The sequence below is a fragment of the Ramlibacter monticola genome (genome assembly GCF_016722785.1).
GTDB classification, from domain to species: Bacteria; Pseudomonadota; Gammaproteobacteria; order Burkholderiales; family Burkholderiaceae_C; genus Ramlibacter; species Ramlibacter monticola.
Genome location: NZ_JAEQNE010000003.1, coordinates 202,672 through 229,575, shown reverse-complemented (window position 1 = coordinate 229,575; position 26,904 = coordinate 202,672). Strand labels below are relative to the sequence as shown.

28 protein-coding genes are annotated in these 26,904 nt (G+C 71.1%); 5 read left to right on the top strand and 23 right to left on the bottom strand.

Annotated elements, in window-relative coordinates; all coding sequences use genetic code 11:
* Positions 1 to 3: 3 nt before the first annotated feature.
* From JJ685_RS14485 to JJ685_RS14415, 15 genes are all read right to left on the bottom strand, one after another.
* Complete coding sequence (locus JJ685_RS14485) at positions 4 to 1,215, bottom strand: phage late control D family protein (protein WP_201674974.1); 1,212 nt, start codon at positions 1,213 to 1,215, stop codon at positions 4 to 6.
* A gap of 21 nt (positions 1,216 to 1,236) precedes the next feature.
* Positions 1,237 to 1,521, bottom strand: a complete 285-nt coding sequence (locus JJ685_RS14480) for a LysM peptidoglycan-binding domain-containing protein (RefSeq protein ID WP_201674973.1) — start codon at positions 1,519 to 1,521, stop codon at positions 1,237 to 1,239.
* On the bottom strand, positions 1,511 to 2,173 hold the full coding sequence (locus tag JJ685_RS14475) for a hypothetical protein (protein ID WP_201674972.1): 663 nt from the start codon (positions 2,171 to 2,173) through the stop codon (positions 1,511 to 1,513). Before JJ685_RS14475 ends, JJ685_RS14480 begins: the two co-directional genes overlap by 11 nt.
* A gap of 16 nt (positions 2,174 to 2,189) precedes the next feature.
* Positions 2,190 to 2,462: a hypothetical protein gene (locus JJ685_RS14470; RefSeq protein ID WP_201674971.1), complete on the bottom strand. Its 273-nt coding sequence runs from the start codon at positions 2,460 to 2,462 to the stop codon at positions 2,190 to 2,192.
* Positions 2,459 to 2,983: a hypothetical protein gene (locus tag JJ685_RS14465; RefSeq protein WP_201674970.1), complete on the bottom strand. Its 525-nt coding sequence runs from the start codon at positions 2,981 to 2,983 to the stop codon at positions 2,459 to 2,461. Before JJ685_RS14465 ends, JJ685_RS14470 begins: the two co-directional genes overlap by 4 nt.
* A gap of 12 nt (positions 2,984 to 2,995) precedes the next feature.
* On the bottom strand, positions 2,996 to 4,159 hold the full coding sequence (locus JJ685_RS14460) for a hypothetical protein (protein ID WP_201674969.1): 1,164 nt from the start codon (positions 4,157 to 4,159) through the stop codon (positions 2,996 to 2,998).
* A gap of 117 nt (positions 4,160 to 4,276) precedes the next feature.
* A complete protein-coding gene (locus JJ685_RS14455; RefSeq protein WP_201674968.1) occupies positions 4,277 to 5,092 on the bottom strand; it encodes a T4 family baseplate hub assembly chaperone in 816 nt (271 codons plus the stop codon).
* 25 nt (positions 5,093 to 5,117) lie between these two features.
* On the bottom strand, positions 5,118 to 5,597 hold the full coding sequence (locus JJ685_RS14450) for a phage tail protein (RefSeq protein WP_201674967.1): 480 nt from the start codon (positions 5,595 to 5,597) through the stop codon (positions 5,118 to 5,120).
* Between the two features lie 46 nt (positions 5,598 to 5,643).
* The gene (locus JJ685_RS14445) at positions 5,644 to 6,129 is read right to left on the bottom strand and encodes a phage tail protein (protein WP_201674966.1); all 486 of its coding nucleotides are present in this window, start codon (positions 6,127 to 6,129) and stop codon (positions 5,644 to 5,646) included.
* A 31-nt stretch (positions 6,130 to 6,160) separates the two neighbouring features.
* A complete protein-coding gene (locus JJ685_RS14440) occupies positions 6,161 to 8,818 on the bottom strand; it encodes a phage tail sheath family protein (RefSeq protein ID WP_201674965.1) in 2,658 nt (885 codons plus the stop codon).
* Positions 8,819 to 8,848: 30 nt separating this feature from the next.
* Positions 8,849 to 9,187, bottom strand: a complete 339-nt coding sequence (locus JJ685_RS14435; protein WP_201674964.1) for a hypothetical protein — start codon at positions 9,185 to 9,187, stop codon at positions 8,849 to 8,851.
* A 1-nt stretch (position 9,188) separates the two neighbouring features.
* The gene (locus JJ685_RS14430; protein ID WP_201674963.1) at positions 9,189 to 11,438 is read right to left on the bottom strand and encodes an ATP-binding protein; all 2,250 of its coding nucleotides are present in this window, start codon (positions 11,436 to 11,438) and stop codon (positions 9,189 to 9,191) included.
* On the bottom strand, positions 11,435 to 11,995 hold the full coding sequence (locus tag JJ685_RS14425) for a DUF4255 domain-containing protein (RefSeq protein ID WP_201674962.1): 561 nt from the start codon (positions 11,993 to 11,995) through the stop codon (positions 11,435 to 11,437). The genes JJ685_RS14430 and JJ685_RS14425 overlap by 4 nt, the downstream gene beginning before the upstream one ends.
* Before the next feature lie 15 nt (positions 11,996 to 12,010).
* A complete protein-coding gene (locus JJ685_RS14420; protein WP_201674961.1) occupies positions 12,011 to 12,265 on the bottom strand; it encodes a hypothetical protein in 255 nt (84 codons plus the stop codon).
* A gap of 197 nt (positions 12,266 to 12,462) precedes the next feature.
* Positions 12,463 to 14,310 carry an eCIS core domain-containing protein gene (locus JJ685_RS14415; RefSeq protein WP_201674960.1) on the bottom strand — a complete coding sequence of 616 codons (1,848 nt, stop codon included), beginning with the start codon at positions 14,308 to 14,310 and terminating at the stop codon, positions 12,463 to 12,465.
* Positions 14,311 to 14,622: 312 nt separating this feature from the next.
* On the opposite strand from JJ685_RS14415, the gene JJ685_RS14410 reads away from it, so the two are divergent.
* A complete protein-coding gene (locus JJ685_RS14410; protein WP_201674959.1) occupies positions 14,623 to 15,651 on the top strand; it encodes a sigma 54-interacting transcriptional regulator in 1,029 nt (342 codons plus the stop codon).
* A 7-nt stretch (positions 15,652 to 15,658) separates the two neighbouring features.
* Here the strand turns inward: JJ685_RS14410 and JJ685_RS14405 are convergent, their stop codons facing one another.
* The 5 genes from JJ685_RS14405 to JJ685_RS14385 form a co-directional block, all read right to left on the bottom strand.
* Entirely contained in the window at positions 15,659 to 17,167 is a 1,509-nt protein-coding gene (locus JJ685_RS14405; RefSeq protein ID WP_330901770.1) for a TAXI family TRAP transporter solute-binding subunit, read from the bottom strand.
* 1 nt (position 17,168) lies between these two features.
* The gene (gene gltS, locus JJ685_RS14400; protein WP_201674958.1) at positions 17,169 to 18,359 is read right to left on the bottom strand and encodes a sodium/glutamate symporter; all 1,191 of its coding nucleotides are present in this window, start codon (positions 18,357 to 18,359) and stop codon (positions 17,169 to 17,171) included.
* A 129-nt stretch (positions 18,360 to 18,488) separates the two neighbouring features.
* Positions 18,489 to 19,343: a hypothetical protein gene (locus JJ685_RS14395; protein WP_201674957.1), complete on the bottom strand. Its 855-nt coding sequence runs from the start codon at positions 19,341 to 19,343 to the stop codon at positions 18,489 to 18,491.
* A gap of 198 nt (positions 19,344 to 19,541) precedes the next feature.
* A complete protein-coding gene (locus JJ685_RS14390) occupies positions 19,542 to 19,892 on the bottom strand; it encodes a DUF2200 domain-containing protein (protein ID WP_201674956.1) in 351 nt (116 codons plus the stop codon).
* Positions 19,893 to 19,938: 46 nt separating this feature from the next.
* Positions 19,939 to 20,646: a 2OG-Fe(II) oxygenase gene (locus JJ685_RS14385; protein ID WP_201674955.1), complete on the bottom strand. Its 708-nt coding sequence runs from the start codon at positions 20,644 to 20,646 to the stop codon at positions 19,939 to 19,941.
* A 218-nt stretch (positions 20,647 to 20,864) separates the two neighbouring features.
* Here JJ685_RS14385 and JJ685_RS14380 point away from each other — a divergent pair, with 218 nt between their 5' ends.
* Complete coding sequence (locus tag JJ685_RS14380; RefSeq protein ID WP_201674954.1) at positions 20,865 to 22,931, top strand: carbon starvation CstA family protein; 2,067 nt, start codon at positions 20,865 to 20,867, stop codon at positions 22,929 to 22,931.
* On the top strand, positions 22,928 to 23,134 hold the full coding sequence (locus JJ685_RS14375) for a CstA-like transporter-associated (seleno)protein (RefSeq protein WP_201674953.1): 207 nt from the start codon (positions 22,928 to 22,930) through the stop codon (positions 23,132 to 23,134). Before JJ685_RS14380 ends, JJ685_RS14375 begins: the two co-directional genes overlap by 4 nt.
* 120 nt (positions 23,135 to 23,254) lie before the next feature.
* Here JJ685_RS14375 and JJ685_RS14370 read toward each other — a convergent pair whose 3' ends face one another.
* Positions 23,255 to 23,686: a VOC family protein gene (locus JJ685_RS14370; protein WP_201674952.1), complete on the bottom strand. Its 432-nt coding sequence runs from the start codon at positions 23,684 to 23,686 to the stop codon at positions 23,255 to 23,257.
* Positions 23,687 to 23,894: 208 nt separating this feature from the next.
* Between JJ685_RS14370 and JJ685_RS14365 the strand changes: the two genes are divergently transcribed.
* On the top strand, positions 23,895 to 24,581 hold the full coding sequence (locus tag JJ685_RS14365) for a hypothetical protein (protein ID WP_236599004.1): 687 nt from the start codon (positions 23,895 to 23,897) through the stop codon (positions 24,579 to 24,581).
* Between the two features lie 49 nt (positions 24,582 to 24,630).
* Here JJ685_RS14365 and JJ685_RS14360 read toward each other — a convergent pair whose 3' ends face one another.
* Both JJ685_RS14360 and JJ685_RS14355 read right to left on the bottom strand, forming a co-directional pair.
* Positions 24,631 to 25,344 carry an SOS response-associated peptidase gene (locus JJ685_RS14360; RefSeq protein ID WP_201674951.1) on the bottom strand — a complete coding sequence of 238 codons (714 nt, stop codon included), beginning with the start codon at positions 25,342 to 25,344 and terminating at the stop codon, positions 24,631 to 24,633.
* A gap of 46 nt (positions 25,345 to 25,390) precedes the next feature.
* Positions 25,391 to 25,801: a SpoIIAA family protein gene (locus JJ685_RS14355; RefSeq protein ID WP_201674950.1), complete on the bottom strand. Its 411-nt coding sequence runs from the start codon at positions 25,799 to 25,801 to the stop codon at positions 25,391 to 25,393.
* 176 nt (positions 25,802 to 25,977) lie between these two features.
* On the opposite strand from JJ685_RS14355, the gene ku reads away from it, so the two are divergent.
* Positions 25,978 to 26,904 (top strand): non-homologous end joining protein Ku, encoded by a 927-nt coding sequence (ku, locus tag JJ685_RS14350; RefSeq protein ID WP_201674949.1) that lies wholly within the window; start codon positions 25,978 to 25,980, stop codon positions 26,902 to 26,904.

Genomic DNA, 26,904 nt, shown 5'->3' with positions numbered 1-26,904 from the left:
GGTTCAGGCAGGCAGCACGCGCGGCCCGCGGTCGCTGACCTCGATCGCGTCGGCATCCATGCCGGCACCCACGGCGGCGGGGACGGTCGATTCGGGCGATTCGCCTTCGAAGGGCTCGGTGCCGAGCCGGCCGACCGCGTTGCGCATCAACTCGAACTGCATCTCGTAGGTCCGCTGCGTGAGCCGGTGCTGCACCTTGCGCACGTAGTAGTTGCCGTTGTATTGCGCACCCGCCCCCTTGACCGTCACGGTCTTGCGCGAGCGCAGCACCGCGCCGTAGCGCAGGCCGTTGAGCGTGCCCCGCGCCGCGACCCACCAGCCGTTGCGGCGCAGGACCCCGGCCGCATAGCCGGCCGCCTGTGCCGGGCCGTGGATGCCCAGGCCGCGCGCGATGCTGGTGGCCTGCGGCATCCCGACGGCGCCGCGCAGCGAGGACAGCCGGGTGGTGCCGAGCGCCGGCAGGTCGGACTCTTCGACGGTCTCGCCGGCCGCCACGCCTTCCATCGCGTCGAAGTAGCTCACCTGCGCGCGCGTGGGCGCGGTGCCGTCGGCCGAGAACCGGATCTGCGAGCAGTTGCTCTGCTCGCCGAAGTTCACGGCGATCAGCTTCTGCGGCTGGCCATCGAGCTGCGGCGGGCGGAAGTACGCATTGGCGCCCAGCACGTAGAACTCGTAGCCGCGGCGCCGCGCCAGGTCGCGCACGAAGCGGTGGTCGGTCGCGCGCTGCGCCACCTGCAGCGGCGGGTCCACGCCGGCGGGCGCCTCGCCGATGAAGGGCGTGAACTGGTACTCGGCGAAGATCTCGCCGACGATGGTCTCGTAGGTCTTGCCCCGCCAGATGCGCGCCTTCTCCTCCTGGTTCATGTGGTACGAGGCGTCGACGCCGCGGATGTCCACCGTCATCGATCCGGCTTCCGGCTGGGTCTGGGCGTCGACGTGAGAGATGTAGCCGTCGAACACCACCTCGGTCTGCTTCGGGAACGCGGCGTACACGGTCACGCGGTTCCACACCTGGAGGTTCTCGTCCTCCAGGTAGGGCCAGCTGCCGTCCTCGCGGCGGCAGGCCTGCAGCTGGATGCCGCACGAGGAGCCCACGTCCAGGTCTTCCTCCACCGTGACCGACTGGATGCACTGCAGCAGCGACGTCGATGCCTCGCCGTTGACGCGCACGATGCAGCTGAAGGAGCGGTCGGAAGCGGTGGGCAGGGCGGGCATGGCGTCGAATCCGCGGTCGCCTTACGCGCGGCGGTCCTTCGGGATGCGCAGCGTGCGGCCCGGCACCAGCAGCTGGTCGGGCGCCAGCACGTCGGGGTTGGCGTCGGCGATCAGCCACCACTTGCGCGGGTCGTGGAAGAACTTGTTCGCGAGCTGGTCGAGCCGGTCGCCCTCGCGCACCGTGTAGACCAGCGCGAGCTCGGTGGCCACGGGTTCGCGCGTGCGCTTGAGGGTGACCGGGCGGCCCTGGCCGTCGGTGAACGCCGCGTCGGGCACGCGTTCGTAGCGGGAGCCGTCAAAGAACATTGAGGAATCCTCCGATGTTGCCGAGGTTCATCGCCGCCAGCGCCGTGCGCCAGCCATGCGAATACAGGTACGGCGGGTTGAAGCCTTCGAGCACCTTCAGCTGCACTGCGACGGTCGCGCGCTTGGGGTTCAGGTCGGGGAAGTACTCCTGCTCGGTGATCGTCAGGCTCGTCATCACCACCGGCATCACGCGCTTGCGCCCCCAGACGAACAGCAGGATGGGAATGGTCTTGGCCTGCGCGGCGCCGAACTGGTCGCTGGCGCCCAGCAGGTTGCCGATCGGGAAGCCGAACAGCTGGTCGGTCTTCGGATAGATCATCAGCTCCAGCACCGACAGCTGCGGGCCGATGCCGAACTGGCCGGCCAGTCCCTCGCCGTCGTTCAGGGCCTCCGTCGCGTCGAGCTGCAGCGTGAGGCCGATGCTTTCCTCGCTGACCTGCACCTGCGACATGCACGCCCGCTGCTGCGCCTCGTTGCCGTCGCGGCAGCCTTCGCCGCTGCCGTCGGCGCCGCCCGCGGTGTAGCTGGCGGTGCGGCTGCGGGTGAGCGTCTCGGGGTTGAACTGGAACGCGAACAGCAGCGGCGGCAGCGACAGTCCGTATTCGACGAAGGCGCCGCGCAACAGCTTGGGGCGTTGGATGAAGTCGGACATCGCTGGCCTCGTCCTTTCAGCGCGGGCGGGCGGCCAGGCGTTGCGCCACGGTGGCGGCGAGGCGCCGGCATTCGGCGTCGTCGCCCAGCGACTGCACGCAGGCCTCGACCACCAGTTCGTCGATGCGCAGCGGACGCGGGCCGTTCGTGCCCTCGGGGCCCAGCGCGTGTTCGAGCGCGGCGCCGAAGCGCTGTGCGGCCCGGGCCGATTGGGCTGCCGACATCGGGCGGTCGGCCACGAAGCGCAACTGGCCGATCGAGACCGCGGGAACGGTGGGTCGGGGATTCATCGCAGCCACCAGACGCGGAAGGCCGCTTCCAGTTCGGACGCGCGCAGGTCGATGGTCAAGCCGTCGATGCTCACCACCAGGCTGCCGTGGCTCTTGCCGCGCATCACGATGCCGTTTCGCAGCAGCGACTGGGCGCAGCGGTCGCCGAAGCTGCGCGCCGGCGCGTAGTCGAAGTCGAGCGCGCACTCGATCAGCCCGAACTGGTCGGGTTGCCGGAAATCGAGACGGGGCGTGAAGCTCACGGTCTGCGGCGTGCCGTTGAAGGTGGCGCGCGCGGCCCAGGTGTCCACGCTCAAGGTAGTGAAGCTGCGGCCCTGCACGGCGTAGACCAGTGGTTGCACCGTGACCTGCAGGCGGGAGTCCACGCCCAGTGCTTCGCGCAGCAAGCCGTCGAACCGCGTGCCGAGGGCGGCGAACTGCGCTTCGATGAAGGCGTCGCGTCCGGCCCGTTCGGCCGCCAGGGCCGCGGCGCGGGCCTGGCGCGAGGCCAGCGTGGGGCTGATCTGCTGGGCGATGCTCATGGCGCCTCGTGTTCAGTCGCGGCGGCGATACGCGCCAGCCCAGGGGTTGCGAAAGGGCGCGGGCTGCAATGCCTGCGCGGCGGGTGCGGCCGACTGCGGCGCAGGTGCCACGACGGCGGGGCCGCGCGACGCGGTGGCCGGCGCCTGCACGGTGACGTGCACCTGGCCGATGTGCACACCCCGCGGCTCGGCGCGTGGCGGTGCCAGCAAGGCCTGGCGCTCAGCCTCGGTGAGCGCGGGCGAGGTGGCGCTGGGCGGCGCGCTCGTCGGGCGCTCTTCGTCCGGGACTTGTGGCCACCCCATGGCGGTGGGTGGAAGCATCACGAGCGGCGGGGCCGCCGCGGCGGGCCATCCCGTGGCGCGCGAAGTGACGGACGCGATGCGCGGCGCGGCGCCTGTCGTGCGGAGGGAAGCGCGCACCATGGCCGACGGCGCCGGTGTGGCCTCGTGGTGGGGCGGAAACGATGGGCGCTCGGATTCAGCGGCCGCTGCGACCGGCACGGGCGCTGGAGCCAAAGTGGGCGGCGTGAACGGCAGCGATGCCAGCACGGGGCGCGGCAAGCGTTCGGCCGGCGGCACGACCCCACTGCGCGGCGACACGGCAGCGGCAGGCACGGGCGCGGCGGCCGGGGACGGCGCGATGGCAGATGCGGCAGACGCGGCGCGTGGGACTGCGAGTGGGTTCGCCCCTGTCGTCGCGGTGTGCGGAACGCCCATTGGTTCCGCGGCCGCGGCAAGGCGCTCGATGCGTGCAGGCTGCTGCGGCGGCCCTTCCGGGTCCGTAGCCGCCTTAGCCATCGGCCGCGGCGCGGCCGACCCGTTAGCCGCGCTCGGCGTTGAAGCGGAGCGGGGCAACGGGCCTGCCGCAGCCGTGCGGAAAGACGGCGCCTCGCCTGCCGCTTGCGCAGCCGGCCGGGCCCGATGGGGATAGGACAGTGCAAACGCCTCGTCGCGCCACGAGTTGCTTTCGCCTTCCTCGACGGCCGGGGCGTCGAGGACGCTGGCGTCCTCGGCAACCTCGGGCCTGGCCTCGGGCAGGGTCCCCGCCGCCGCGGCGCGGCTGCGCAGCATCGCCGGCCACCATGGCGCGCGCGGCAAGGCGGCTTCCGCGCGCGGCAACGGCAGGCCGCGGCGCGACAGCGCGAGGGCTTCCTGGGTGGCGGGCGCGTTGCTCACGTCACATGTCCCGGGAAGAGGGTTGCACGTGCTCGGCCAGCAGCTGCAGGTAGCGCAGCCGCTTGCGCCGCGGCAGGCCGAGGATGGCGGCCTCCGACCAGTGGTAGTGCAGCGCGATCACGTGGACCTCCTCGTAGAGGCGGGCGAGGTCCCCCGAGCGCTCGGCAAAAAAAAACCTTGCAGGTCGAACACGTAGCTCATGTCCGCGTGGCAGTGCGGGCAGTCCAGGTCGAGGAACAGGTCCGGGCCGGGGGCGTGCGCTTCGAGCCACGCCGACAGCTGCGCGCGCCGGGCCACGGGCCAGCCGCGCACTTCGTCCTCGGTGGGCGCGCCCCGGCCCTCGACGTCCAGCACCAGCCGGGCGAACAGGCGCGTGTTCGCGGCCGCGGGGTTGGACAGCGCCAGCGCCTCGATCGCCGCCAGGTCGTCACCGCGCGGCAGCCGAACGAGGACTTCGAGCGGCTCCGGGCCCGCATCCAGGCGCAGGGCCCACGCCCGTTGCGGCTCGGACAGGCGACGAACCGGCAGTTCGCTGATCAGGAAGTCGACATCGACCTTCTGCCGGCACGCCGGGCAGCGCATCACCTGGTGCACCGCATCGCCCAGATCGAGCTGGCGCAGGCGCAGCAGCAGGTAGTCGCGGTCGCCCAGTTGCAGGCCGTCGGCGAACGCCTCGTCGATGGGGCCGTCGTGCCCCTCCACCGCATCGATCGCGCAGGCGAGGAAGGCGCTCACGCGCCGGCCGGAGGCCAGGCTGCCGCGGTCGAACAGGCGCTCCTCGTCGGCGCCGGTCAGCTCGCGCACCCGCACCCTCCGATGCAGCGTGCCCTGCGCGCCGAACACGCCCCCGGGCAGCACCAGCCAGCGCTCGGCGAGGGACTCACCCGCCACGCCGGAGGCAGCGTGGCCGGGGGTCGGGAGCGATTCCATCATGCCCATCTCGTGTCCGCCGGTGTGATTACTGCAGGACCTGGAAGCCCTCGTTCTCGAGCACGATCGTCTGGATCATCACGTCGGCGGAGGCGGCATCGAGCGCCGGCAGCGCGGTGTACTTCGAGACCCAGCACTGGTAGACGCGATAGGCCTTCACCTTCTCGTTGTTCAGGTTGTAGATCTCGATGTCGATTTCCTTGCGGAAGTCGTCGGGCGTCTTCTGCGAATCGGCCCCCTTGTTGCCGACGTAGTTGGCCATCGACGTGGCCCAGGCCTCGAAGGTCTTGTCGGTGGTGATGCCCTGCTCCAGCGTGATGGCCTCGAACGACACCATGCCGGGCAGCTTCTGCTTGAAGCCGTCCATGTCGCCGGTGCGGAACTCCTTGGATTCGATGCTGACCGTCAGCGCCGAACACTTGGTCAGGCCGGCGACCACCTGGTTGTTGAACCGGACACGGAATTTGTAGCCGCGGAAGGGATCGAACTGCGAAGTGCGGGCGACCATGGGGGCTCCTTGTCGTTGAATGGCGTGGCGGTGCGGCGGCGTCGGGCTAGACCCGTTCCCACCCCTCGTGGCGCAGCGTCACGCTGCGGATGCCGATGCCGCCGCTTTCCGCATCGAGTTCGGGCACGGCGACGTACTTCATGACCCACGCGGCGTGCAGCTTGTAGCTCTGCACCGGCGATGCCGCGCCCAGGTTCGCAGGCATGCCGGCGAGGTCGAACGCGTCGATGAACACGGTGCGCTTGAAGTTGCTGGACCCGGCCGGGTCGGAGTGCAGCTTCAGCACCTCGTTGGCCCAGGCTTCGAGGGTCGCGTCGGCGCTCCAGCCCTGTTCCAGCGTGACGTCGTCGAAGCTCAGCATGCCGGGCATGTGGCGCGGACCGAACGCATCGCCGGCTTCCTTGACCTCGTTGGGTGCGACGCTGCGCCCCAGCGCCGACACCTTCTGGATGCCGGCGATGACCTTGCCGTCCAGCCGCACCCGGAATTTGAAGGTGCGGTACGGGTCGAACTGCGAAGTGCGCGGGGCCATGGCGTCGTCCGGTCGGCGGTGCGTCCCGGCCTCAGCCCTGCGGCCGCTGCGACTTCTGGCTGATGCGGATGATCACGAACTCCGCCGGCTTCAGCGGGGCGAACGCGATCTCCATGTTCACGCGGCCGGCGTTCACCTCCGACGGCGGGTTCAGTTCGGCGTCGCACTTCACGCTGAAGGCCTCGTCGGGCGTGGCGCCGGCGAGCGCGCCCTTGCGGAACTCGCCCATCAGGAAGTCGTCGATGTTGGCCTTGAGCTGGTCCCACAGCGGCTTGTCGTTCGGCTCGAACACGGCCCACTGCGTGCCGCGGTAGATGCTCTGGCGCAGGTAGATCGTGTAGCGGCGCACCGGCACGTAGCGGTACTCGGGGTCGGACTGCGCGGCGAAGGTGCGGGCACCCCAGACCACGATGCCGGAGTCCGCGAACTGGCGGATGCAGTTGACGCCGATCGGGTTGAGGATGTCCTGCTCGGCGTCGGTCACCGCGTATTCGAGGCCGATGGGGCCGATCAGGCCCGTTTCGGTGCCGGCCGGGGCCTTCCACACGCCGCGCTGGTTGTCGATGCGCGCGTAGAGGCCGGCGATGAAGCCCGACGGCGGCACGTAGCGCCGGGGATTCTTGCCCGCGCCGGCGCGGTCGGCGATCTGCAGCCAGGGGTAGTACAGCGCGCCGTAGCTGTTCTTGGGACTCACCTTGTTGCGCATGAAGTTCTGTGCATGCACCGGTTCGGTGACGGGCGTGTTGCGATCGCGCTTGCCCGGCGTGTCGGCGATGTAGAAGCAGTCCTGCCGGATGCCGCAGTAGCCGATGGCCGCGCTCACGACCGCCGGGTCGCTCGCGCCGGGAATGGCGAAGAAGTTCACGTCGCCGACGTCGTCGAAGGCATGCAGGCCGGTCTTCCGGTCGGCGGTGCCCACGAGTTCGAAGTTCGACACGGGGCTGCCGTCGTCGCCGCCGGTGAGGGGGCGGGGCTCGTTGGCGTTGGCCACGGGGTTGAACGCCGGGCGGAAGTAGGGCGACGCGGGGTCGCCGTCTTCGAAGCCGCTGCGGCGGGGCGTGTCGAACTTCAGCCGCACGTTCGGGCTCAGGAGGCCGTCGCGCACTTCCAGCCAGTACTGGCTGCCGCGGCGCGACTGGCGCACCAGCACGCGGTTGTTGACGACGCTGGCGGTGACCTGGCCGGCCGGCACCGTGGCGGCCGCGGCGGCATTGATCGCGTCGCTGAGTTCCTTGGCGGTGACCTGCTGCAGGTTCTGGAAGGCCGCGCCGGTCGTGAACTCCACCACCACCTCGTTCGCCTCGGCGCCGGCAGCGCCGTTGTTGGTGACGAACTCGAGCGTCGCGTCCTCTTCCACCGTGAAGGGGCCGACGTCGCTCTGCACGAAGGCCGGCTCGGACCGGCCGAAGCCGTCGACGCCGCCCGCGGGTTGCGCGGTGCCATCGAGCTGGCGGAAGTTGAGTGCCGCGGCCGCGCCGCCGGCGATCAGCAGCCGGCTGTCCGCCGCACCCAGGTTGGTCGTGCTGACCACGATGCGATCGCCTTCGCGGCGGGCCACCACCAGGCCGTGGGCCACGGTGGCCAGGCCCGCGCTGAGGTCGGCCAGCACGGTCTCGATGGGCACCGCCGCGCCCGGACTCAGCGTGACGTTGGGCAACACGTCCCCGTGCACCGTGAGCGTGAGCACGTTGTTCGGACCGGCGGGGATGTTGAAGGTCGCCGCGGCATCGCTCTTCAGCGTGGCCCCGATCGCCGCACCCTTGCCCTGGTGGAAGCCGGTCATGCCGAGCAGCGGGCGGCCCGCGGCGACGGCACCGCCGCCGATGACGAAGTAGCTGTCGTAGCCGGCGGTGTTGTGGTTGACGCGGATGCGGCCGGCACCGGCCGGGTCGTCGGCCGGGGTGAGGAAGGCCGTCAGGTTGAACGGGCTCCACGCGGTGTTGATCGCGTCGACGATCATCTGCGGCGTCACGGGCGCCACCAGGCTGCCAAGCTGGATGGGGGGCACGGTCGTGCCGTCGGGCACGGCGAGCGTCAGCGTGTCGCCGGCCACCAGGGCGACGGGTGCGGCCAGCGCGACGTTGCTGACCGCCGTGGCCGGGATCGCGGCGCCCCCGTCCAGGGGCGTGGCGGCGCGCAGGTCCTCGACCTCGATGTATTCGGAGGCGTCGTTGATCTCGGTCTCGACGTAGTTGCTGGCATTCCCGTCCATCGACAGGTCGTCGAACACCTCCACCGGCACGCCTTCCATCAGCACCACGAGGCGGAACCCGGCCAGCGGCGCCGCGGTGCCGTCCTCGACCAGCACGCTGAGGCCGTTGCCCCAGCCGCCCTTGCCCCTGGCGCTGACGCGCAGCGTGTTGCGCGGGGCCCCCGCGGTCTCGCGCGAGGGCAGGTCGACGCCGGCCTGCCGCGACGACGCGTCGGACAGCGCCCGCACGACGTAGCAGCGCTTGCCGCCGTTGGCGAAGAACTGCTCCACCGCGTACGGCAGGTAGGGGCCGTCGCGCGAGACGTCGCCGAACTTGGTGACGAAGGCGCGCCAGCTCGTGATGAACGTGGCCTTGTTCGGCACCCCCTTGGCGGTGACGCCGACGAAGCCGGCGGTCGACGTGCTGACGCCTTCGATCGGACGCACGCCGCTGGACTTCTCTTCGACGTACACGCCGGGGTGAAGGTACTCTGCCATGTCGCAACTCCTGTCGGTGGTGTTGGGGGGTCAGCGGCGGCCGCCGCGGCGCGAGGGGGTGGGCTTGCTGGCGGCTTTGCGGGCCGGCGTGGTGCGGGGCGAGGCGGCCGGCGCCGTCTTGCGCGCGGCTGTCTTCGGGGGTGCGGCGGCCTTCTCCGGGGCCGCGGCTTCCGCGCGCACCTCGGACATGCGGGCCTCCAGCCGCTTGAGCCAGCCGGCCTGTTCCCACTCGGCGAGGTGGTGGTTGTCGTACAGCAGTTCCTCGCGCAGCGCCGGCGAACGGGCGCCCGGCGGCAGCACGAGGACGCCGCCGCCGCGCAGGTCGATGCGCAGCGGCTGCTCATGCAGGTTCACGAGACGACAGGCCATGTCATTCCTCCGGTCGGCCGGGGCGCCGCGGGGATGGCGCGCCGGCGTGGGTGCGGGCCGCGGCGGCCGGCTGGGTGAGAAGATGCGCGTGGGGCGCGAACTCGCCGTCCTGCATGCGGCGGCCCGCCTTCACGAGTTCGGTGCGCAGCGCGTTGACGACGTGCTTCATGCCGATGGCGTCACCGCCCTCGGCCGCGAGATAGGCGGCGCCGAGCGCGGCGTTGCGGATCGCGCCGCCGCTCAGTTCGAAGCGCTGGGCGAGGAAGTCCCAGTCGATGTCCCCGGCCATCGGCGCGACCCGCGGGAAGCTGCGGTCCCACAGGCGCAGCCGCTCGGGCGGGCGAGGCAGCGGGAACTCCAGGCTCACGTGGATGCGGCGCATGAACGCCTCGTCCATGTGGCTGTGCTTGTTGGTCGCCAGGATCGCGATGCCGTCGAACAGCTCGATGCGCTGCAGCAGGTAGTTGATCTCGATGTTGGCGTAGCGGTCGTGCGCGTCCTTCACCTCGGAGCGCTTGCCGAAGAGCGCATCGGCTTCGTCGAAGAACAGCACCGCATCGGCGCGGTCGGCCTCGTCGAAGATCGTGCGCAGGTTCTTCTCGGTTTCGCCGATGTACTTGCTCACCACGCCGGCCAGGTCGATGCGGAACAGGCGCATGCGCAGCGTGCTGGCGATGCCTTCGGCCGCCATCGTCTTGCCGGTGCCCGAGGCGCCGTGGAAGAGGGCCACCAGGCCACGGCCGCGCGCGGAGACGTCGTCGAAGCGCCAGTCCTCGAGCACGGTGCGGCGGTGCTGCGTGCGGCGCACCAGGTCCTTCAGCACCTCGAGCCGGTCGGGCGGCAGAACGATGTCGGCGAGCGAATGGCGCACCGGCACGGCCTCGGCGAGTTCGTGCAGGCGCGGCGCGGCCACGCGCGCGACCACTTCGTGCAGCACGGCGGTCCAGCCCGCTTCGTCGGCCATGCCGCGGGCCGCGGTGCGCGCCTGCTGCGCGGCGACGGCGATCTCGCCTTCGGTCAGGCGGAACTTGGCGGCCAGCGAGTGCGCGAGCGATTCGCGCGCGCCTTCGGGCAGCGGGCAGACGGCGGCCAGCACGCCGCGCCAGGCGGCTTCGCGCTCGCCCATGTCGAGGTTCGGCAAGGCGACGTGGGCCACGTCGGCTGCGGGGAACCAGGCCGCCAGGGGCAAGGCCTCGGCCGAGGCCAGCAGCACTGTGCCGCCGAACCGGCGCAGCCAGGACTGCAGCAGCGTGCGCCATTCGTGGCGGCGCTCGGCGTCGTCGAAACCGGCGTCGGCGTGGTGGACGAAGAGCAGGTCGCCGCCGAGCCGCGCGTCGCGCAGCGCGGCCAGCCACGCCGCGCGGCTGTCGGCGCCGCGTTTGAGCTTGCGGCCATCCAGCGACAGGCAGCGCCGTTGCAGGCGGCCGCACGCGGCGTGCGCAACGAAGGCACGGCCGCTGCCGTCGCGGCCGTGCAGGTTGACCAGCAAGGGCGTCGATGCGCCCTCCTGCGCGGCCAGCAGGGCATGGACCTCCTGCACTTGCGGGCGGGCGCGCCACAGCGTCGGCGCGAGCGGGGCGACGTCGTCGTCCCACACGGCATCGGCTATCGCCGCATCGACGCCGCCGCGTTCCAGCAGGTGGCGCAGCACGCCGTCGGCGACGCGGTACAGGGGATTGCCGCCGCGGCGGCTGGAATCGTCGGCCAGCAGCAGGGCGCATTGCAGCAGCGGCGCGTCGCTCGCGAGTTGCCCCTGGAGGAACACGCGTTCGTGCGGCGGGGCCAGCAGCCGCAGCAGCAGGTCGGCCGACGGGCGCGTGCGGGTGAGGTCGTCGTTCAGGTAGGCCCACAGCCGGTCGAAACGGCAATCGAGCTCGCTGGCCAGGCACAGCAGCACCGCGTCGAGCTCGAACGGCGACAGCTCGAACGCTGCCTGCAGCGCGAGCACGCGCGGCGCGCCGGCGTCGATCACCTGCGCGGCCAGGCTGCCGCAGGGCAGCGCCGGCTCGGGAGGCTCGCTGGCGCGCGCCATCAGCTCGTCGACCTCGGCGTCGGTGATGACCAGGCTCTTCAGCGCGGTAGGGGCGGCCTGCTCGCCGCGCCAGCGGCCCACCTGTTCGGCGATGCGGCGATCGACCTCCGCCACCAGGACGTCGGTCCATGGCACGGACGCAGAGGTGGCCGGCATCGGCGCCGCGCGCGGGGCGCGGGTGCGGGCCGGGTGCGGGGCATGGCGGGCCGCGGCGGTCATCGGGCGGGCCTCAGGTCGATGACGCGTTCCTGCACGCGCGCGACGTTGCGCGTGAGGCCGCTGTCGATCAGGACGGTGGAGACCTCGTAGGTCACGCTCAGGCGGTACGACATCTTGTCGAACGAACGCCACAGGTCGATCATGTCGCCCAGCGGCAGCATGCGCGGCACGATGCGCAGTTCCTCCGTCATGTCGGCCAGCGGCGCCGTGAGGAGCGGATCGCCGCTGCGCACGACCGCGTGGTCGTGCAGGGCGCGCATCACCTCCCCCAGGGTGCGCTGGATCTCGAGTTCGTCCGGACCGTAGGGCGTGATCAGGTAGTGCAGGTTCACCCCGAACGGCGGCGCGGAGAGCTGCGTCCCGGTGACCGGCCTCCAGTCCATGTTGGCCGTGAAGGGGTTCATCTCCGCGCGATAGAGGTACAGGCCCACCATCGGCGTGCTGCCGCCCAGTTCGAGCGGCGTCTTGGTTTCCTCCACGGCAATCGCCGGTAGCTGCTGCAACAGCAGTGCCTTCAGCGTGCTGGTGACGGCGGCGATGGCGGTGAAGTCGCTCATGCGTGTGCGGGGATCTCAGGGCGTGGAGGATTGCGGCGCGGCCCGGTAGATGGCCTGTCCGCCCGGCAGCGGCGTGCGCTCCAGCGCGCCACGGTCCACCAGGATTTCCAATGCTTGCGTCACTTCGTCCATCGATGCATCGATCCCCATTGCAGGCAACCACCATTGCGCAATGCCCTCGGCACTGTCGGCGGCCGCGGGGTGTTGCGCGACATACCGCTCGATCGCTTGCATTGCCCGCTGAGTCGCGGGACCCGGCTCTTCGATCAAGCTCGTCTCCGGCCTACCGATGCGGCTCCAATGCGAAACACATGCCAGCGCGACCTGCATGGCAGGCGCTCGAATTGCGAGGTCGTTCCTGGGTCGCCGGAGAGTAGGCGGGGCGATGGCGACCCACCCCCTGCGACCCGCCGGGTGGACTCCGACCCGGGCGCGGGCGACGGCGCGAAGCTTCATGGTCGGCCCCTTCAGACACTGCGGTAGAGGCGGAAGCGGTACAGGTCCCGCGCGAGGACGTTGGCGTTGCCGCCGTGGATGCGCGCGTTGCTGAAGCGCGAGGTGTCGGAGGCGGTGATGACGTCCGGCGAGTTGTAGGCGCCGCACACGGCGTCCGCCAGCATGCCTTCGCGGTCCTGCTGGTTGCCCGCCCCGACGCGCGCGTAGATGGCGTCGCCCTGCGGACCGGTCGCCGTGAAGCCATGCGTGACCTGCCACGGCCGCGTGGTGTTGGCGGCCATGCGCGTGAGGAGCATTTCGACCTCCCGAGCCGCGGCCTCGATCGCCACCTGCGGCACCTGCAGCAACTGGCCGATGCGCAGGCGCTCGCCCATGGCGACCATCGAAGGGGCGTCGATGTCGTGCGCGTGCAAGCCCGATCGGGCCCAGCCGGTGCGGTGCGCCCCGGGCGGCAGGTCGACCAGCGCATCGCGGCGCGCCGTTTCCACCTGGATCTGCGCGATCCCCAGCGAGCCCCCGAAGCTGGCCGGCCCGCTCTGGAGCACGTCCAGGCGGCCGATGTCGGCCAGCTCGTTGAGGATCACGGCGGCCAGCAACTGCATCGGCAGGCGGTGGCTGGCCGCGCTTTCGGCAAGTTGCGCCTGCAGCGTCGCAAGCCGCTCCACGTACCAGGAAGCGAGCCCCGCGTCGTCGGCGGGCAGCGTGTTCACGTCCATGAGGTCCGACGAGGTGAGCTCGCGCAGCGGCAGTTCCTCGCCCCGCGTGGCGGCGAGGCTCAGCGTGCGTTCCTGCGGGGCCGAGGCCGCCCGCGTGCGCGCCGCCTCGACCGCGGGAGCCTCGGCCGCCTGCACGCCCTCCAGCGGCGACGCGAGGCCGCGGCGGACGCCGGCCGGCAACTCCGGCCGCGTGAAGTCCTGGTCGGCGCCGCTGGACAGCGTGACCGAGGACACGGTCTCGCGGAGCCGCCGCTGCGCGAGGTCGATGGCGAATTGCGCCGCGCCGCCGCGCCCCGCCGCGAACCACGCCGCGACCTCGGACGCGCCGAGGCGCACCAGCACCCCGTGCCCGCCGGCGGCGCGGCGCACCTCGGGTGGGGTGACCAGCGACACGCCGGAACTGGTTTCCAGCGCGTACAGCCCATGGCGCCGCCGCAGGTGGGCGCGGTCCCAGGGCGAGAGATAGTAGTGCTGCGTCGCCGCGTCGTAGTCGGTGCCGTCCAGTGCGTAGAGCAGGTAGTCGGCGTCGAACACGGTGGCGGTCGGATGCCGCGCGTCGCGCTGGATATGCGCCACGCGCCGCGTGCGCAGCGGCGACCGCGCTCGCGCATGGCCGGCGGCAAAGTGCGCCGCGGCGGCGTCGGCCTCGCGCTCGGCCGCGTCGCCGTGCGCCGCGACGGCGGGCGCGCCGCCCGGCGCCGCCGGCTGCAGCACGTGGGCGATCTCGTGCGCGAGCAAGCGGCGGTCGCTGGCGGCGGCCGCGTCGCCGAGGACGATGTCGCGGCCGACCGCGAAGGCGCGCGCCTCGAGGGCGCGGCTGGCCTGCGCAGCGGCCCCGCCCTTGTGGACGCGCACCGCGCCGAGGTCGACCGCGAAGTGCCCCTCCGCCGCCTCCCGCAACGCAGGCGGCAGACCGCTGCCGGGTTCCGCCAGCGCGCGCGCCGCGGTCGCCGGCAGCGCCGCGGCTTGCGCCGCCGAACCCAGCAGGTGCTGCAGGCGCCGGTTGCCGAGTCGGCCCTGCATCGCGTCGGCCAACTGCTGCCGCGCATCCGCCGCGGGGCCGGCGCTGTCCGCGTCACGCGTGGGCGACTCCGGTCCGCGTGAGACCTCGCCCTTGCTGCCTGGCTGTGCGCGATTGGCCATCGGAAGTGGGAGCGCGCATGCCGCGCGCCGGAGGGCGTGGATGCGAATGCCGTGCCAGCGCTGCTCGCGGCGCACGGCCGCTCCGCGCAAGGGCCGCGCTGCCATCCGGCGTCTCGTCAGGGTCCATGGCAACCCGCCTCGCGAGCCGCACCGGGTCGGCCGACACCCGCCCGCGGCGCGACTGCGCGACTGCGGCGGGTTCTAGGCAATTCACTTAATCGCCTAAAGGACTGAGCAGGACCCCGATGCACTTGTCGCTGCCCCGGTAAACCCCTAGGGTACGTCGCTAAGGCTTCTGCCCATGGAGGCGCCATGCTCCCCACCATCCCTGCAACAGGTCCCCCGCGCTTCATCGCGCAGTCGCGGGGCATGCTACGCGTGCTGGCCCTCATCGAGCGCATGTCCCGCTTCGAGGCCCCGGTGCTGATCGCAGGCGAAACCGGAACCGGCAAGGAACTCGCCGCGCGCGCGATCCACTATGGCTCGGCGCGGCGCGACGCGGCCTTCGTGCCGGTGAATTGCGGGGCGATCCCCGAGGCGCTGGTGGAGACCGAGCTGTTCGGATGCGAGCGCGGCGCCTTCACCGACGCCAAGCACTCGCGCGAGGGGCTGGTGGCGGCGGCGGAAGGCGGGACGCTGTTCCTGGACGAAGTGGATGCGCTGCCCGCGCGCGCCCAGGTCGCGCTGCTGCGCTACCTGCAGGACCGCATCTACCGCCCCATCGGCGGCATCCGCGAGCTGCGCAGCAACGTGCGGCTGATCGCGGCGGCCAGTCCGCGCCTGCACCGCCTGCTGCAGGCCGGCGACTTCCGCGACGACCTGGTGTTCCGCCTCACGGTGCTGGAGCTCGAGATGCCGCCGCTGCGCGAACGCGAAGGCGACGCGGAACTGCTCGCCGAGCACTTCGTGGCGCGCTATGCGCGCCACTACGGCGTGGCGCCGCGGACACTCGACCCGCTCGACCGCGCGTGGCTGCGCTCCTACGCCTGGCCCGGCAACGTGCGCGAACTGGACAACCTGGTCCAGCGCGCGCTGCTGCTGTCGGAGGGCGACGGCCTGCGCCTGCGGCCCGATGACGCCTCGGCCCATCCGGCGATGGCGATGGCGGCGGCGCCGGCGGGCGCAGCGGCCCCGGGTGCACCCTTGTGCTCCTACAACGAGGCGCGCGAGGCGGCGCTGTCTTCCTTCGAGCAGCAGTACCTGCTGCGCGTGATGAAGGCGGCCGGGGGCAACGTCACGCACGCCGCGCGGCTCGCCGGCAAGGAGCGGCGCGCCCTGGGCAAGCTCCTGAAGAAGCACGGGCTCACGCAGTTCCGCGTGGCCGCCGGCCCGGCGGCCTGAGGGGCCGTCACCGCGACGAGCTCGCGGCCGCCTGCGCGGACGGCGCCGGCGGGGTCGATGGCGCCAGCGCCCGCGCCGCCGCGATGTGCAACGGCACCGTGAGCCCCTGCCGCGCCGTCGCGGCCGAGACCTGCAGGCCCTGCGCGCTGCCGCGCGCCGCGAAGTCCCGCCCCTTGCGGAAGACGAAGCTGGTGAGCGCACCCACCTCGGCCTCGGAGAGATCCGCCCCCACCAGCAGCACGGCCGCCGTGGCCACGCTGCGCACCTCCGCCCCCTGCCCCGGATAGCTCCCGGCCGGAATGGTGTAGGGGAACAGGCCGGTGCGGCTGCGCGCCAGTTGCGCGATCGCGCGCTCCGACAGCGGCAGCAGCTTCAGCGGCACGTCCGTCATCGCGTCCCGCACGCTGTCGGCGGGAATGCCGATCACCTGCAGCACCGCGTCCACCTCCTTGCGCGCGAGCGCCACGAGCGCGTCGGCCAGTCCGAGATCGCGCAACTGCACGTCGCGCGCGCCCAGCCCATGCGCTTCGAGGACCCGCAGGACGGTGGTGCGCGACGCGGCCCCGGGTTCGCCCACGGCCACGATCCTGCCGCGCAGGCCGGACACCGAGCTCAGGCCGCTGTCGCCGCGCACGATCACGTGCACCCCTTCCGGATACAGGCTGCCGATCGCGCGCAGCGTCGGAGCCGCGCCGCGCTCCTCGAACGGGCCCGTGCCTTCGTACGCGGCCAGCGCGGCGTCGGCCTGGGCGAGCGCGACCTGCACCTTGCCATCCCGCAGCAGTTCCAGGTTCTGTTCGCCGCCGAAGGTCACCAGGGCCTGCATGCGCGGTGCGCCCGGTTCGGCCAGCGCGCGTGCGAAGCGCAGGTACTGGCCCTGTTCGGGACCGGCGGCGATCGCATAGCCCGCGTTGGCGCGGGCGAGCCGCGCGCGAATGGAGGTCTGCGCGACGGTCAGCTCCTCCTCGACGATGGCCATCTGGGCCTGGGACATCTCCTCGGAGACCGAATCGAGCACCTGGCGCATCGCGTCCAGCACGGCCGCCGGGCCGGTGGCGGTGTTGGTGGCATAGGCCGGAGCCTCCTTGGCGCGGTAGCCGGCCCCCGCTTGTGCGACCCATTGCTCGCCTTCCCGCTTGTACAGCGCCGTGCCATGCGCGCGCACGATGTCGCCCGCCTTGTTGCCGCCCGACTGGACGCCGCTCACGCCCTTGGGCCCCGCACCCAGGGCCGAGACCAGGGCGGCCATGCCGGGAGCGTCCCAGGCGCCGAAGTCGGTGTCCTTCTGCACGCGGAAAGTCGCGTCGTAGTAGACGATGCGCCGGGTCTCCCCGGCCGGCGCCTTCGGGTCGCCCTGCGAGCCGCGCCGCTGCAGTTCCTGCAACACGAGCGCCTGGCCGGGCAGCGCCTGCGCCACGCGCGCCTCCACGTCGCGCCGCAGGGCCGGCGCATCCGGGCCGCCACCGCAGCCGGCCAGCAGCATCAGCAAGCCCAGGAGCCATCCGGCACGCGTCACGTCAGCCTCCGATGAATGGCAGGGCCAGGGTCAGGGTGAGCAGGAAGGCGTTCATCAGGTCGACGAAGAACGCTCCCGCCAGGGGCACGATCAGGTAGCTTTGCGGCGCCGGCCCGTAGCGGCCGGTGATCGCCTGCATGTTGGCCATGGCGGTGGCGGTGGAACCCATGCAGAAGCCGATGAAGGCCGAGCAGGTCACCGCGGCTTCGTAGTCGCGGCCCATGAAGCGGTAGCACACGAACACGGCGAACAGCGCGATGGTCGCGACCTGCAGCACCAGGATCAGCAGCAGCGGACCCGCCGCCTGCACCACCTCGACCAGGTCCAGGGCCATCATGGTCATGACCAGGAACAGGGACAGGCATACGCCCGACATCAGTTCCGATGCGCGGTCGTCGAAGCGCAGGCCCAGGAAGGGGCCGACGTTGCGGATGGTGACGCCGAGCAGCATGCACCACAGGAAGGCCGGGATCGTGATCGACCCGCCCGAGAACTCCGAGGCCAGCCAGCGCCCCGCGAGCACGGCCGCGATCATGCCGGCCAGGGCGCCCACCACCCCCACGGTCGTGATCTGGCCGGGCTCGACCCGCTCGCCTTCCGCGGCGGCATCCTGCGCCGCCTCGGACCGCAGCCCGTGGCGCGAGATCAGGAACTGCGCGACGGGCCCCGCGATGATGCCGCCCAGGACCAGGCCGGCGGTGGCCACCGTCATGCTCAGGTCCATCACCGACTGCAGGTTGTGGACGTCGGCGAAGCGCTCGGCGTAGGCCGCGCCCGTGCCGTGCCCGCCGACCAGGGTGATCGAACCGGAGACCAGGCCGAAGATCGGATGCAGGTCCAGCAGCCAGGCCCCGGCGACGCCCACCGCGTTCTGCAGCACGATGTACGGGAACAGCACGACCAGGAAGATCGCCAGCGCCTTGCCGCCACGCCTGAGCAGCCGCAGGTCCGCCCCCATGCCGACCCCCGCGAAGAACAGCAGCAGCAGCACCGGCTTGAGGGTCTGGTCGATCTCCACCTTCCAGCCGCTGCCCGCGAGCACGGCCGAGGCGATGGCGGCGAACAGCAGCCCGCCCGTGATGGGATCCGGGATGTTGTAGCGCGCCAGCAGGCCGATGCGCCGGTTCAGCAGGGTCCCCACCAGCAGCACCGCCAGGGCCGCCAGCAAGGAGGAGAGCGGATCCAGTCGCATGACGATACCCCCGGGCCCATTGCGGCCGAGGTAAATTCTGCAGAGCAGCCCTGCAGCCCGGCAACTTGGACTTTGGGGTTATGTCCAGCGAGCGCCCGGATCGTCAGCCGGCGCCCTCGCTGGCGGCGTTCAGGTCGGCACTTCGTTGCCGGTAAAGATGGTCGGTTCCTGCTCGGGCTGGGCCCTCGCCAGGCGCATCCGGGACGCCACGCGGCTGAACTCGAACCAGATCGCGCCCGCCGCCGCGAGGGCGAGCACGGCGCCGACCCACTTCAGCAGCAGTCGCATGCGCGCGACTTCCGACTTCGCGTCCATCACCTGGTGCTCGGCGTTGATGAGGGTCTGCGACGTGCGCCGCTCGACATCGAGGATCGCCGCCAGTTCCCTGCGCACGCCCTCGAGCTGCGCGAGCGCGGTCGCGGCCTCGGCCCGGGCCTTGCGCAGTTCCTCCGTCACCCCAGTGTCGGCCTTGGGAGCGCTGTGCTCCTGGAGGGCGGCTTCCGGAGGGGGAAACAGCGGTTCGGCCGGCGCCGCCATGGCGACCGACCTCGGCTCCGGCCTGGCGGCGGCGAATTCCGGCGCAGACGGCGCCCTGCTGGCCGTCCTGGCGATCGAAGGGCTGCGGGCCGCGGGGACGTCCGCCGTCATGACGAACCTGCGCGCGACGGCCTTGGGGCCGCAGCCGACGCGGACGTTGACGGTGACCGGTGCGTCACCCACGCTCGCACGCGAAGTCAGCAGGAGATTCCTCTTCACGCCCTGGCCCTGCACATGGAGGGTCAGGCGCGGCACGAGCACGTTGCCGTAGCGCACGTTCGCGATGGCGCAGGCACGGTCCCGGGGTTCATCGACCGCGAACGGAATGTTCACTTCGAGCGGGTGCCCCGCGACCGGCCTGCCCTTGGCGGGCCCCACCGTGGTGGCCGATGCACTGCCCGCGAGGACCAGCAGCCCCAGAAAACAGACCTTGGAACCATGCGCCATTTCGCCTCCTCCGCAACCGCACGGGTTGCGTCACCAGCTACACCGTCGTCGCGATGTTGAGGGGCGAAGCTCTGCGAAGCAACGCCAGCGAATGTAATAGGCTTGGAAAAACCCCAGCGCTTTGCGTTCGGCGTGTAAAGCGTTACTACTCTTTCGCTGTGCGCTTCGCGCAAGCACGCACTTTCGCGCCACGGGAGTTCATTGCCGCAGGATCGCCTCCATCTTCCTGCCCTTCGCGAGTTCGTCGACCAGCTTGTCCAGGTGGCGGATCTTGCGCATCAGGGGGTCTTCGATCTCCTCCACGCGGACACCGCAGACCACACCCTTGATGAGGGCACTGTTCGGGTGGATGGCGGGGGCCTGCGCGAAGAAGGTCCTGAAGTCGCTCTCCAGCGCGATCTGCCGCTGCAGTCCGGCCCGGTCATAGCCCGTGAGCCAGCAGATGACCTGGTCGACCTCCTCCTTCGTGCGTCCCTTGCGTTCCGCCTTCTGGACGTACATCGGATACACCTTCGCGAAGGCCATCGCGAAGATTCGATGGTCCGGCATCGTCGTTCCTCCCGGGTCTCGATGAAGGTTCGATTCTGACGCCGCGTCACGCCGCGTCGTGGAAGATCAGCCCGAGGGTGGTGCGCGTGCCGCGCCGGATGCGGCTCACGCCGTGCCGCAGGATGACGCGGTAGGCGCCCCGTGCACCCTGCACCGGACGCTGGCTGACGGCGAAGACGGCCGCATCGCCCTTTGCCAGCGGCACCACGATCGCCCTCGACTGCCTGCGCGGGCGTTGTTCCACCAGCACGAACTCGCCGCCGTCGAAATCGCACCCCGGCGCGGACAGGAGCACCACGACCTGCAGCGGGAAGACGTGGTCGCCATAAAGGTCCTGGTGCAGGCAGTTGTAGTCGCCAGGTCCATACCGCAGGAGCAGGGGCGTGGCGCGCGTTTGGCCCGCCGCGTGGCACCGCTGCAGGTAGTCGGCGTGCGACTCGGGAAAGCGCTGCGCGCTCCCGAGCGCCGCGCTCCAGCGGTTCGCGGTCGGCACGAGCGACGTATACAGCGCCGAGCGCAGCGACTCCAGCCCTTCGGGCAGCGGATAAGCGAAATACTTGTACTCGCCGCTGCCGAAGCCGTGGCGCGCCATCACCACGGTGCTGCGGAAAGCACTCTCGCCCGCCCCGTCGTAGAGAGCGGCGAGCGCATCGCAGCGCCCGGGCGCCAGCAGGCCGGGCAGCACGGACACGCCATCAGCGTCGAGCTCCGCTTCGATGCTTCGCCAGTCGCGGGACAGCAGGGTCATCGTCATGCCGGCAGCGTAGCGGCGCGCCGGAGCGGCGGTCGGCCGGATCCGGACATGCGAACACGCGCACACGCACCGCACTCCGGCGCGGCGCGCCCCCCCGCGGCAACCCCTTCCCTGTCAAGCATCAAGCTTGTTTCATTCGACGCGTGTGTGGGCTTTTGAGGATGTAACGCGGGGAGCAGAATGAAATTTCCTTTTCTGCATCGGAACAAAGGCATTCCATGAAAGCCATCAGATCCTGGGCAGGTTGGGCTGCACTCGCAGCCCTGGGAGCCCTCTCCTTCGCGGCGCTGGCCCTGAGCCGCGGCCAATCGGTCAACGCGGTGTGGTTGGTCACGGCCGGCCTGTGCGTGTACCTCATCGCCTACCGCTTCTACGGACAGTTCATCGCGCACCGCGTGCTGCGCCTGGATGACTCGCGCACCACGCCCGCCGTGAGGCACAACGACGGCATGGACTACGTGCCCACCAACAAGTGGGTTCTCTACGGCCACCACTTCGCGGCCATCGCGGGCGCCGGCCCGCTGGTGGGCCCCGTGCTGGCGGCGCAGATGGGCTTCCTGCCCGGCACGCTGTGGATCCTGGTCGGCGTGGTGGTGGCGGGCGCCGTGCAGGACTTCATCGTGCTGTTCGTCTCGACGCGCCGCGACGGCAAGTCGCTCGGACAACTGATCCGCATGGAGCTGGGGCCCGTACCCGGCTCGCTGGCGCTGGTGGGCGTGCTGGCCATCATGATCATCATCCTCGCCGTGCTGGCGCTGGTGGTGGTGAAGGCGCTGACCTCCAGTCCGTGGGGCCTGTTCACGATCGCGGCCACCATCCCCATCGCGCTGCTGATGGGCGTCTACATGCGAATCATCCGCCCCGGACGCGTCGGTGAAGCGTCCGCCTTCGGCGTGGTGCTGCTGCTGCTCGCCATCGTGTTCGGCCGCAGCATCGCCGAAAGCCCGACCTGGGGCCCGGCGTTCACGCTGACCGGCACGCAGATCGCCTGGGCGATCATCGTCTACGGCGCGGTGGCGGCGAGCCTGCCGGTGTGGTTGATGCTCGCGCCGCGCGACTACCTGAGCACCTTCCTCAAGATCGGCACCATCGCGGCGCTGGCCCTGGGCATCTACTTCGTGGCGCCCAAGCTGGCGATGCCGGCGGTCACGCGCTTCGTCGACGGCACCGGGCCGGTGTTCTCCGGCAAGCTGTTCCCGTTCCTCTTCATCACCATCGCGTGCGGCGCCGTGTCCGGCTTCCACTCGCTGATCTCCTCGGGCACCACGCCCAAGATGCTGGAGAAGGAATCGCACATGCCGCTGGTGGGTTTCGGCGGCATGCTGACCGAGTCCTTCGTCGCGCTGATGGCGATCACCGCCGCCTGCGTGCTGGAACCGGGCATCTACTTCGCGATGAACGCGCCGGCGGCCGTCGTGGGCAGCACCGCGGCGCAGGCCGCGCAGGTCATCTCGAGCTGGGGCTTCGTGATCACTCCGGACGCCATCACGCAGATGGCCAAGGACATCGGCGAGACCACCATCCTCGCGCGCGCCGGCGGCGCGCCGACCCTCGCCGTGGGCATGGCGCAGATCCTCGGCTCCGCCCTGGGCGGCCAGACGATGATGGCCTTCTGGTACCACTTCGCCATCCTGTTCGAGGCGCTGTTCATCCTGACGGCCGTCGACGCCGGCACGCGCGTGGGCCGCTTCATGATCCAGGACATGCTGGGCCACGTGTACAAGCCGCTCGGCGACACCGACAACCTGGGCGCCAACCTCCTGTGCACGGTGCTGTGCGTGACGATGTGGGGCTGGTTCCTGTACCAGGGCGTGGTCGACCCGCTGGGCGGCATCAACAGCCTGTGGCAGCTGTTCGGCGTCGGCAACCAGATGCTGGCCGGCATCGCGCTGCTGCTGTGCACCACAGTGCTCGTGAAGATGAAGCGCGAGCGCTACGTCTGGGTGACCCTGGTGCCGACGGTCTGGCTGCTGGTCACCACCCTCACGGCCGGCGTGCAGAAGATCTTCCATCCTGACCCGAATATCGGCTTCCTGGCGCTGGCCAACAAGTTCAGCGCCGCCGCGGAAGCGGGGACCGTGCTGGCGCCGGCCAAGTCCGTCGCCGAAATGCAGCGGGTGGCCTTCAACAACTACGTGGACGCGGTGGTCTGCGCCCTGTTCGTGCTGCTGGTGCTCGCGATGTGCTTCTTCGCGGCGCGCACGTCCCTGAAGGCCCTGCGCGAGTCGCGGCCCACCACGCAGGAGATCCCGCAGACGTTCGCCCCGGCCGGAGGCGGGGAATGACGAGCGCGGACGAAGGCAGGATGGGGCGCTGGCAGGCGCTGTGTTCGGCCTGCCGCAACGTCTTCGGCATGCCCGACTACGAGCGCTACCTGGCCCACGCCGCCGTGACCCACCCGGGCCAGCCGGTGCTCACGCGCGAGGCGTACTGCGCCCTCGCGATCGAGCGCCGCTACGGGGGCAAGGGCGGGGCGCGCTGCTGCTGATCCGCCTTTCCGGGGCGTGAACGGGTCCCGGGACGTGCCGGCGACATCCCTGCGGAAGGGAGGTCGCCGGGCACGGAGATCGATCCGTTCAACGCCCGACCCTGGCCATGGCCCTGGACCTCAGGACAGCACCTCCCCGTGCACGCCCGCGGCCAGCGTCTTCTTCTCCCAACGCCCCGCCGGAACCACCTCCGCCACCGGCCCGCCCGGCGAACGGAACTTCACCGGCAGGTGCCCGGGTTCCGTGAGGATGCGGCCGCCGTTGGCTGCGATGGCGGCGATGAAGCCCTCCAGGTCCTCCACCTCCATGCCGATGTGGTGGATGCAGGGCGCCGGTCCCGCGAAGTCGGACTCGTCGGCATCCTCGCTGTCGTACTGGATCAGGGTGAGATCCATGTAGCCGTCCGTGAGGTGGTGCGAGACGTGGTCGCCCCGCTGGCCCTTGCGCCGCACGGTGTTGACGTGCCTGAAGCCGAAGACCTGCTCGTAGAACGCGCGCTCCTTCTCCGCGTCCAGGACCTTGAACGCGATGTGCTTGATGAGGTTGGGCACTTCGAGCCTCCGTGGCGCCCGCGGGATGGGCGGCAGCGGACGACTCTAGCGAGGCCCCGGACCGGCAGCAAGAAGCGCAGGCGAGCTCGGGATGGTGTCCTACCGCGCGGCGCTGCAATCGCGAACCACGGGTCCGCGGTCGAGGAACTTAAGCTGCGGCGGTCGTCCCCATGCCGCGCCAGCCAGGTCCGTGAAGATGCCAGCCCGATTGCCACGCCCGGAATTCCTCCGCTCCGTCCTGGTCGCCGCGTCGATCGGCTTCGCGGCGTTCGCCTCGGCCGCGAACCCATCGCTGCCGGCCGGCTTCCAGCCCGGTCCGCTGGCGCGCTTCGAAGGCAACTCCGTGTCGGACGCCGTGCGCGAGGTGGCGAACTGGGCCTTCTTCACCCGTGACAACCAGGGACGCGCCGTGGTGATCCTGGACAAGAAGAACGCCACCGTCTACGCCTTCGACCCGGAAGGCCGGCTCGTCGCGGCCGCGCCCGCGCTGCTCGGACTGACCGTCGGCGACGACACCGCGCCCGGCGTCGCCAACAAGCCCCTGGCGGAAGTGCGCGACCACGAACGCACCACGCCGGCCGGCCGCTTCGTCGCCCGGCCGGGCGAAGACGACTCCGGGGTCGACGTGGTCTGGATCGACTACGACGCGGCCGTCGCCATGCACCGCGTCATCGACACCTTCCCGGCCCAGCGCCGGCGGGAGCGCCTCGCCTCGCCCAAGGCCGAGGACCGGCGGATTTCCTATGGCTGCATCAACCTGCCCGAGCCGTTCTACGAACAGGTGCTCAGCCCCACCGTGCGCAAGGGCGGCGCCATCGTCTACGTGCTGCCCGAAACGCGGGCGCCGCGCGAGGTCTTCGGCTCCTGGGACGTGACCGCCCCCGCCGCGCGCTGACACTCGCTTGAGCGGCGGCGCCGCGATCTTTCGCCCGCCCGACGATCTCCTAGAACAGCTGCTCCTGGTCCGGCGGACGGGGCCGGCTGGTGCGCACGCTGCTGGCCGCCGGCGCGCGGGGCGGCAGCGGCGCCGCTTCCGCGTGCAGATCCCCGGCCCATGGCTTGAAGAACCGGGACGCGTCCTTCACGGGGCAGGCCAGCCAGTCGTCGTACTCCTCGGGGGCCAGGATGATGGGCATGCGCTTCTCGTCGCCCGGGCGGTGGAAGCGGCGGTAGAACGGGTGCTCGTCCGCGTTGACGGTGAGCATCGCGAACGAGAAGAGCTCGTGGCCGTCGGGGTGCTTCCAGCGGGTGTAGATGCCGGCAATGCCCATGGGCACCGCACCCGGCTGGTAGATCGCCCAGCGCTCCGGCTTCGCCGCGTCGTCCGCGTACAAGGGCTCGTAGATGACCTCCGCCGGGACGATGCAGCGCCAGCCGTTGCGCCAGCTGTCGCGGAAGCTGGGCAGCTGGTGGACCGTTTCGCTGCGCGCGTTGTACGTGCGGCGCCCGAACGCGAGTTCCTTCGCGAAGGCGGGAAGCAGGCCGAACACGCCATCATGCACGATGCGCCGGTGCCCCGAGCCCTCCTGCGCCAGGCGGATGAAAGGGGCCAGCCCGGTGGGCCAGGTATCGACCGATTCGTCGTCGCGCTCGCGCTCGACGCCGAAGAAGTTCAGGAGGCGGTCCTTGCGCGTCACCGGCTGGTAGTTGCTGCACACCGGCGGCATTATCCGGCGGCCCCGCCGCCGGCGCAGGGCGCGGCGTTCAGGTGTCCAGCGGCGACTCCAGCCACTCCATCGCGTCTTCGTAGGTCAGGAAGGCGCGCAGCTGGCGGAAGCCGTGGCTCGCGGCCAGCAGGCTGAAGAAGCGCGCGTTGTCGAACCGGTCCCGGGGGCACAGCACCGCGGTGCGACTCAGGAAGGTTTCGCCGAAGGAAGGCAGGGCGCTTGCCAGCTCATGCAGCTCGTCCGCACCCAGGCGGCCAGTCACGTTGCGGATGTCGATCAGCACATGGAGCTGCTCGAGCTCCGCGCTGGCCGCCGCGAGCTCGGATAGCATGTGCTTGCTGCTCTCGAGGTCGATCTGCCCGTCGGGGCGGGCCCGCAGGAAGTCCCTGGGGTGGATCACCTTGATGTTCGTCGCCATGGCCATCCGCGAGAAAGGGGTGTCGCGCATTCTTTCCGCGCCGGCGTCCCCTCGGCCATGGGACGAAAGTCCAAGGCGCGGCGCCCGCCAGCGCGACCGCAGGGCGGAGGGTTCACAGGCGCCGCCCGCCGCCCTACCATGGGCGTCCCACCGCAGTGCTGGCCGCCTGCCGTCTTCCCGCCTGGCGGCCCGAGAAAGGTTTCCCCATGGCCGCCCGTTCGATCGCATCGCTCTCGCTGAGCTTCGGCCTCGTGTCGATCCCGGTCAAGCTCTATTCCGCCACCGAGAGCTCGGGCGCGGTGAAGTTCCACCTGCTGGCCCGGGACGGCTCCCGCCTGAAGCAGCAGTACGTCTCCGAGAAGGACCAGGGCGTGGTGCCGCGGTCGGAGATGGTGAAGGGCTACGAGTTCGAGAAGGACCGCTTCGTGCTCTTCACGCCGGACGAGCTGAAGGCGCTGGAGGAGTCCAGCAGCCCCAGCATCGACATCATGGCCTTCATCCCCGCCAGCTCGGTGGATCCGCTGTTCTACGACAAGGCCTACCTGCTGGCGCCGGACAAGCGCGGCGCCAAGCCCTACGCCCTGCTCGCCGAAGCGATGCGCCAGAGCGGGCGCTGCGCGCTGGCGCGCTGGGCGTGGAAGGCGAAGCAATACGTCGTGCAGATCCGCCCCGCGGAGGACGGCCTGGTGCTGCAGCAACTGCTGTATGCAGACGAAGTGCGCTCGCTGAAGGACCTGGGCATCGAGCGGGTCGACGTGTCGCAGGGCGAGTTGCAGCTCGCCCTGCAGCTGATCGAGCACATCTCGACCGACAGCTACGACCCCGCGCAGTACGTGGACGAAGAGAAGAAGCGCATCCTGGCGGCCATCGACGAGAAGATCGCCGGCAAGCAGGTGGTGGGTTCGCCGCGCGACGAGGCGCCGGCCTCGGCGCAGGTCATCGACCTCATGGAAGCGCTGCGCGCGAGCCTTGCCAACAAGCAGCCTGCGCCCAAGGTGCCCAGGATCGAGACCCAGCCGGCGATCGCACCCAAGGAACGCAAGGGCGCGAAGCGCGCGGCGGGGACGGCCGCCGCGGTCCGGGCGGTCGCGGCGCCGGCGCCCGGGCCCACGAAGTCCCGGGCCCGCAAGTGA

Excerpts from the sequence above, each read along its gene's own strand:
- JJ685_RS14485 (WP_201674974.1), bottom strand. The coding sequence starts at position 1,215 with ATGCCCGCCCTGCCCACCGCTTCCGACCGCTCCTTCAGCTGCATCGTG.
- JJ685_RS14480 (WP_201674973.1), bottom strand. The coding sequence starts at position 1,521 with ATGTTCTTTGACGGCTCCCGCTACGAACGCGTGCCCGACGCGGCGTTC.
- JJ685_RS14475 (WP_201674972.1), bottom strand. The coding sequence starts at position 2,173 with ATGTCCGACTTCATCCAACGCCCCAAGCTGTTGCGCGGCGCCTTCGTC.
- JJ685_RS14470 (WP_201674971.1), bottom strand. The coding sequence starts at position 2,462 with ATGAATCCCCGACCCACCGTTCCCGCGGTCTCGATCGGCCAGTTGCGC.
- JJ685_RS14465 (WP_201674970.1), bottom strand. The coding sequence starts at position 2,983 with ATGAGCATCGCCCAGCAGATCAGCCCCACGCTGGCCTCGCGCCAGGCC.
- JJ685_RS14455 (WP_201674968.1), bottom strand. The coding sequence starts at position 5,092 with ATGATGGAATCGCTCCCGACCCCCGGCCACGCTGCCTCCGGCGTGGCG.
- JJ685_RS14450 (WP_201674967.1), bottom strand. The coding sequence starts at position 5,597 with ATGGTCGCCCGCACTTCGCAGTTCGATCCCTTCCGCGGCTACAAATTC.
- JJ685_RS14445 (WP_201674966.1), bottom strand. The coding sequence starts at position 6,129 with ATGGCCCCGCGCACTTCGCAGTTCGACCCGTACCGCACCTTCAAATTC.
- JJ685_RS14440 (WP_201674965.1), bottom strand. The coding sequence starts at position 8,818 with ATGGCAGAGTACCTTCACCCCGGCGTGTACGTCGAAGAGAAGTCCAGC.
- JJ685_RS14435 (WP_201674964.1), bottom strand. The coding sequence starts at position 9,187 with ATGGCCTGTCGTCTCGTGAACCTGCATGAGCAGCCGCTGCGCATCGAC.
- JJ685_RS14430 (WP_201674963.1), bottom strand. The coding sequence starts at position 11,438 with ATGACCGCCGCGGCCCGCCATGCCCCGCACCCGGCCCGCACCCGCGCC.
- JJ685_RS14425 (WP_201674962.1), bottom strand. The coding sequence starts at position 11,995 with ATGAGCGACTTCACCGCCATCGCCGCCGTCACCAGCACGCTGAAGGCA.
- JJ685_RS14415 (WP_201674960.1), bottom strand. The coding sequence starts at position 14,310 with ATGGCCAATCGCGCACAGCCAGGCAGCAAGGGCGAGGTCTCACGCGGA.
- JJ685_RS14410 (WP_201674959.1), top strand. The coding sequence starts at position 14,623 with ATGCTCCCCACCATCCCTGCAACAGGTCCCCCGCGCTTCATCGCGCAG.
- gltS (WP_201674958.1), bottom strand. The coding sequence starts at position 18,359 with ATGCGACTGGATCCGCTCTCCTCCTTGCTGGCGGCCCTGGCGGTGCTG.
- JJ685_RS14395 (WP_201674957.1), bottom strand. The coding sequence starts at position 19,343 with ATGGCGCATGGTTCCAAGGTCTGTTTTCTGGGGCTGCTGGTCCTCGCG.
- JJ685_RS14390 (WP_201674956.1), bottom strand. The coding sequence starts at position 19,892 with ATGCCGGACCATCGAATCTTCGCGATGGCCTTCGCGAAGGTGTATCCG.
- JJ685_RS14385 (WP_201674955.1), bottom strand. The coding sequence starts at position 20,646 with ATGACGATGACCCTGCTGTCCCGCGACTGGCGAAGCATCGAAGCGGAG.
- JJ685_RS14380 (WP_201674954.1), top strand. The coding sequence starts at position 20,865 with ATGAAAGCCATCAGATCCTGGGCAGGTTGGGCTGCACTCGCAGCCCTG.
- JJ685_RS14375 (WP_201674953.1), top strand. The coding sequence starts at position 22,928 with ATGACGAGCGCGGACGAAGGCAGGATGGGGCGCTGGCAGGCGCTGTGT.
- JJ685_RS14355 (WP_201674950.1), bottom strand. The coding sequence starts at position 25,801 with ATGCGCGACACCCCTTTCTCGCGGATGGCCATGGCGACGAACATCAAG.
- ku (WP_201674949.1), top strand. The coding sequence starts at position 25,978 with ATGGCCGCCCGTTCGATCGCATCGCTCTCGCTGAGCTTCGGCCTCGTG.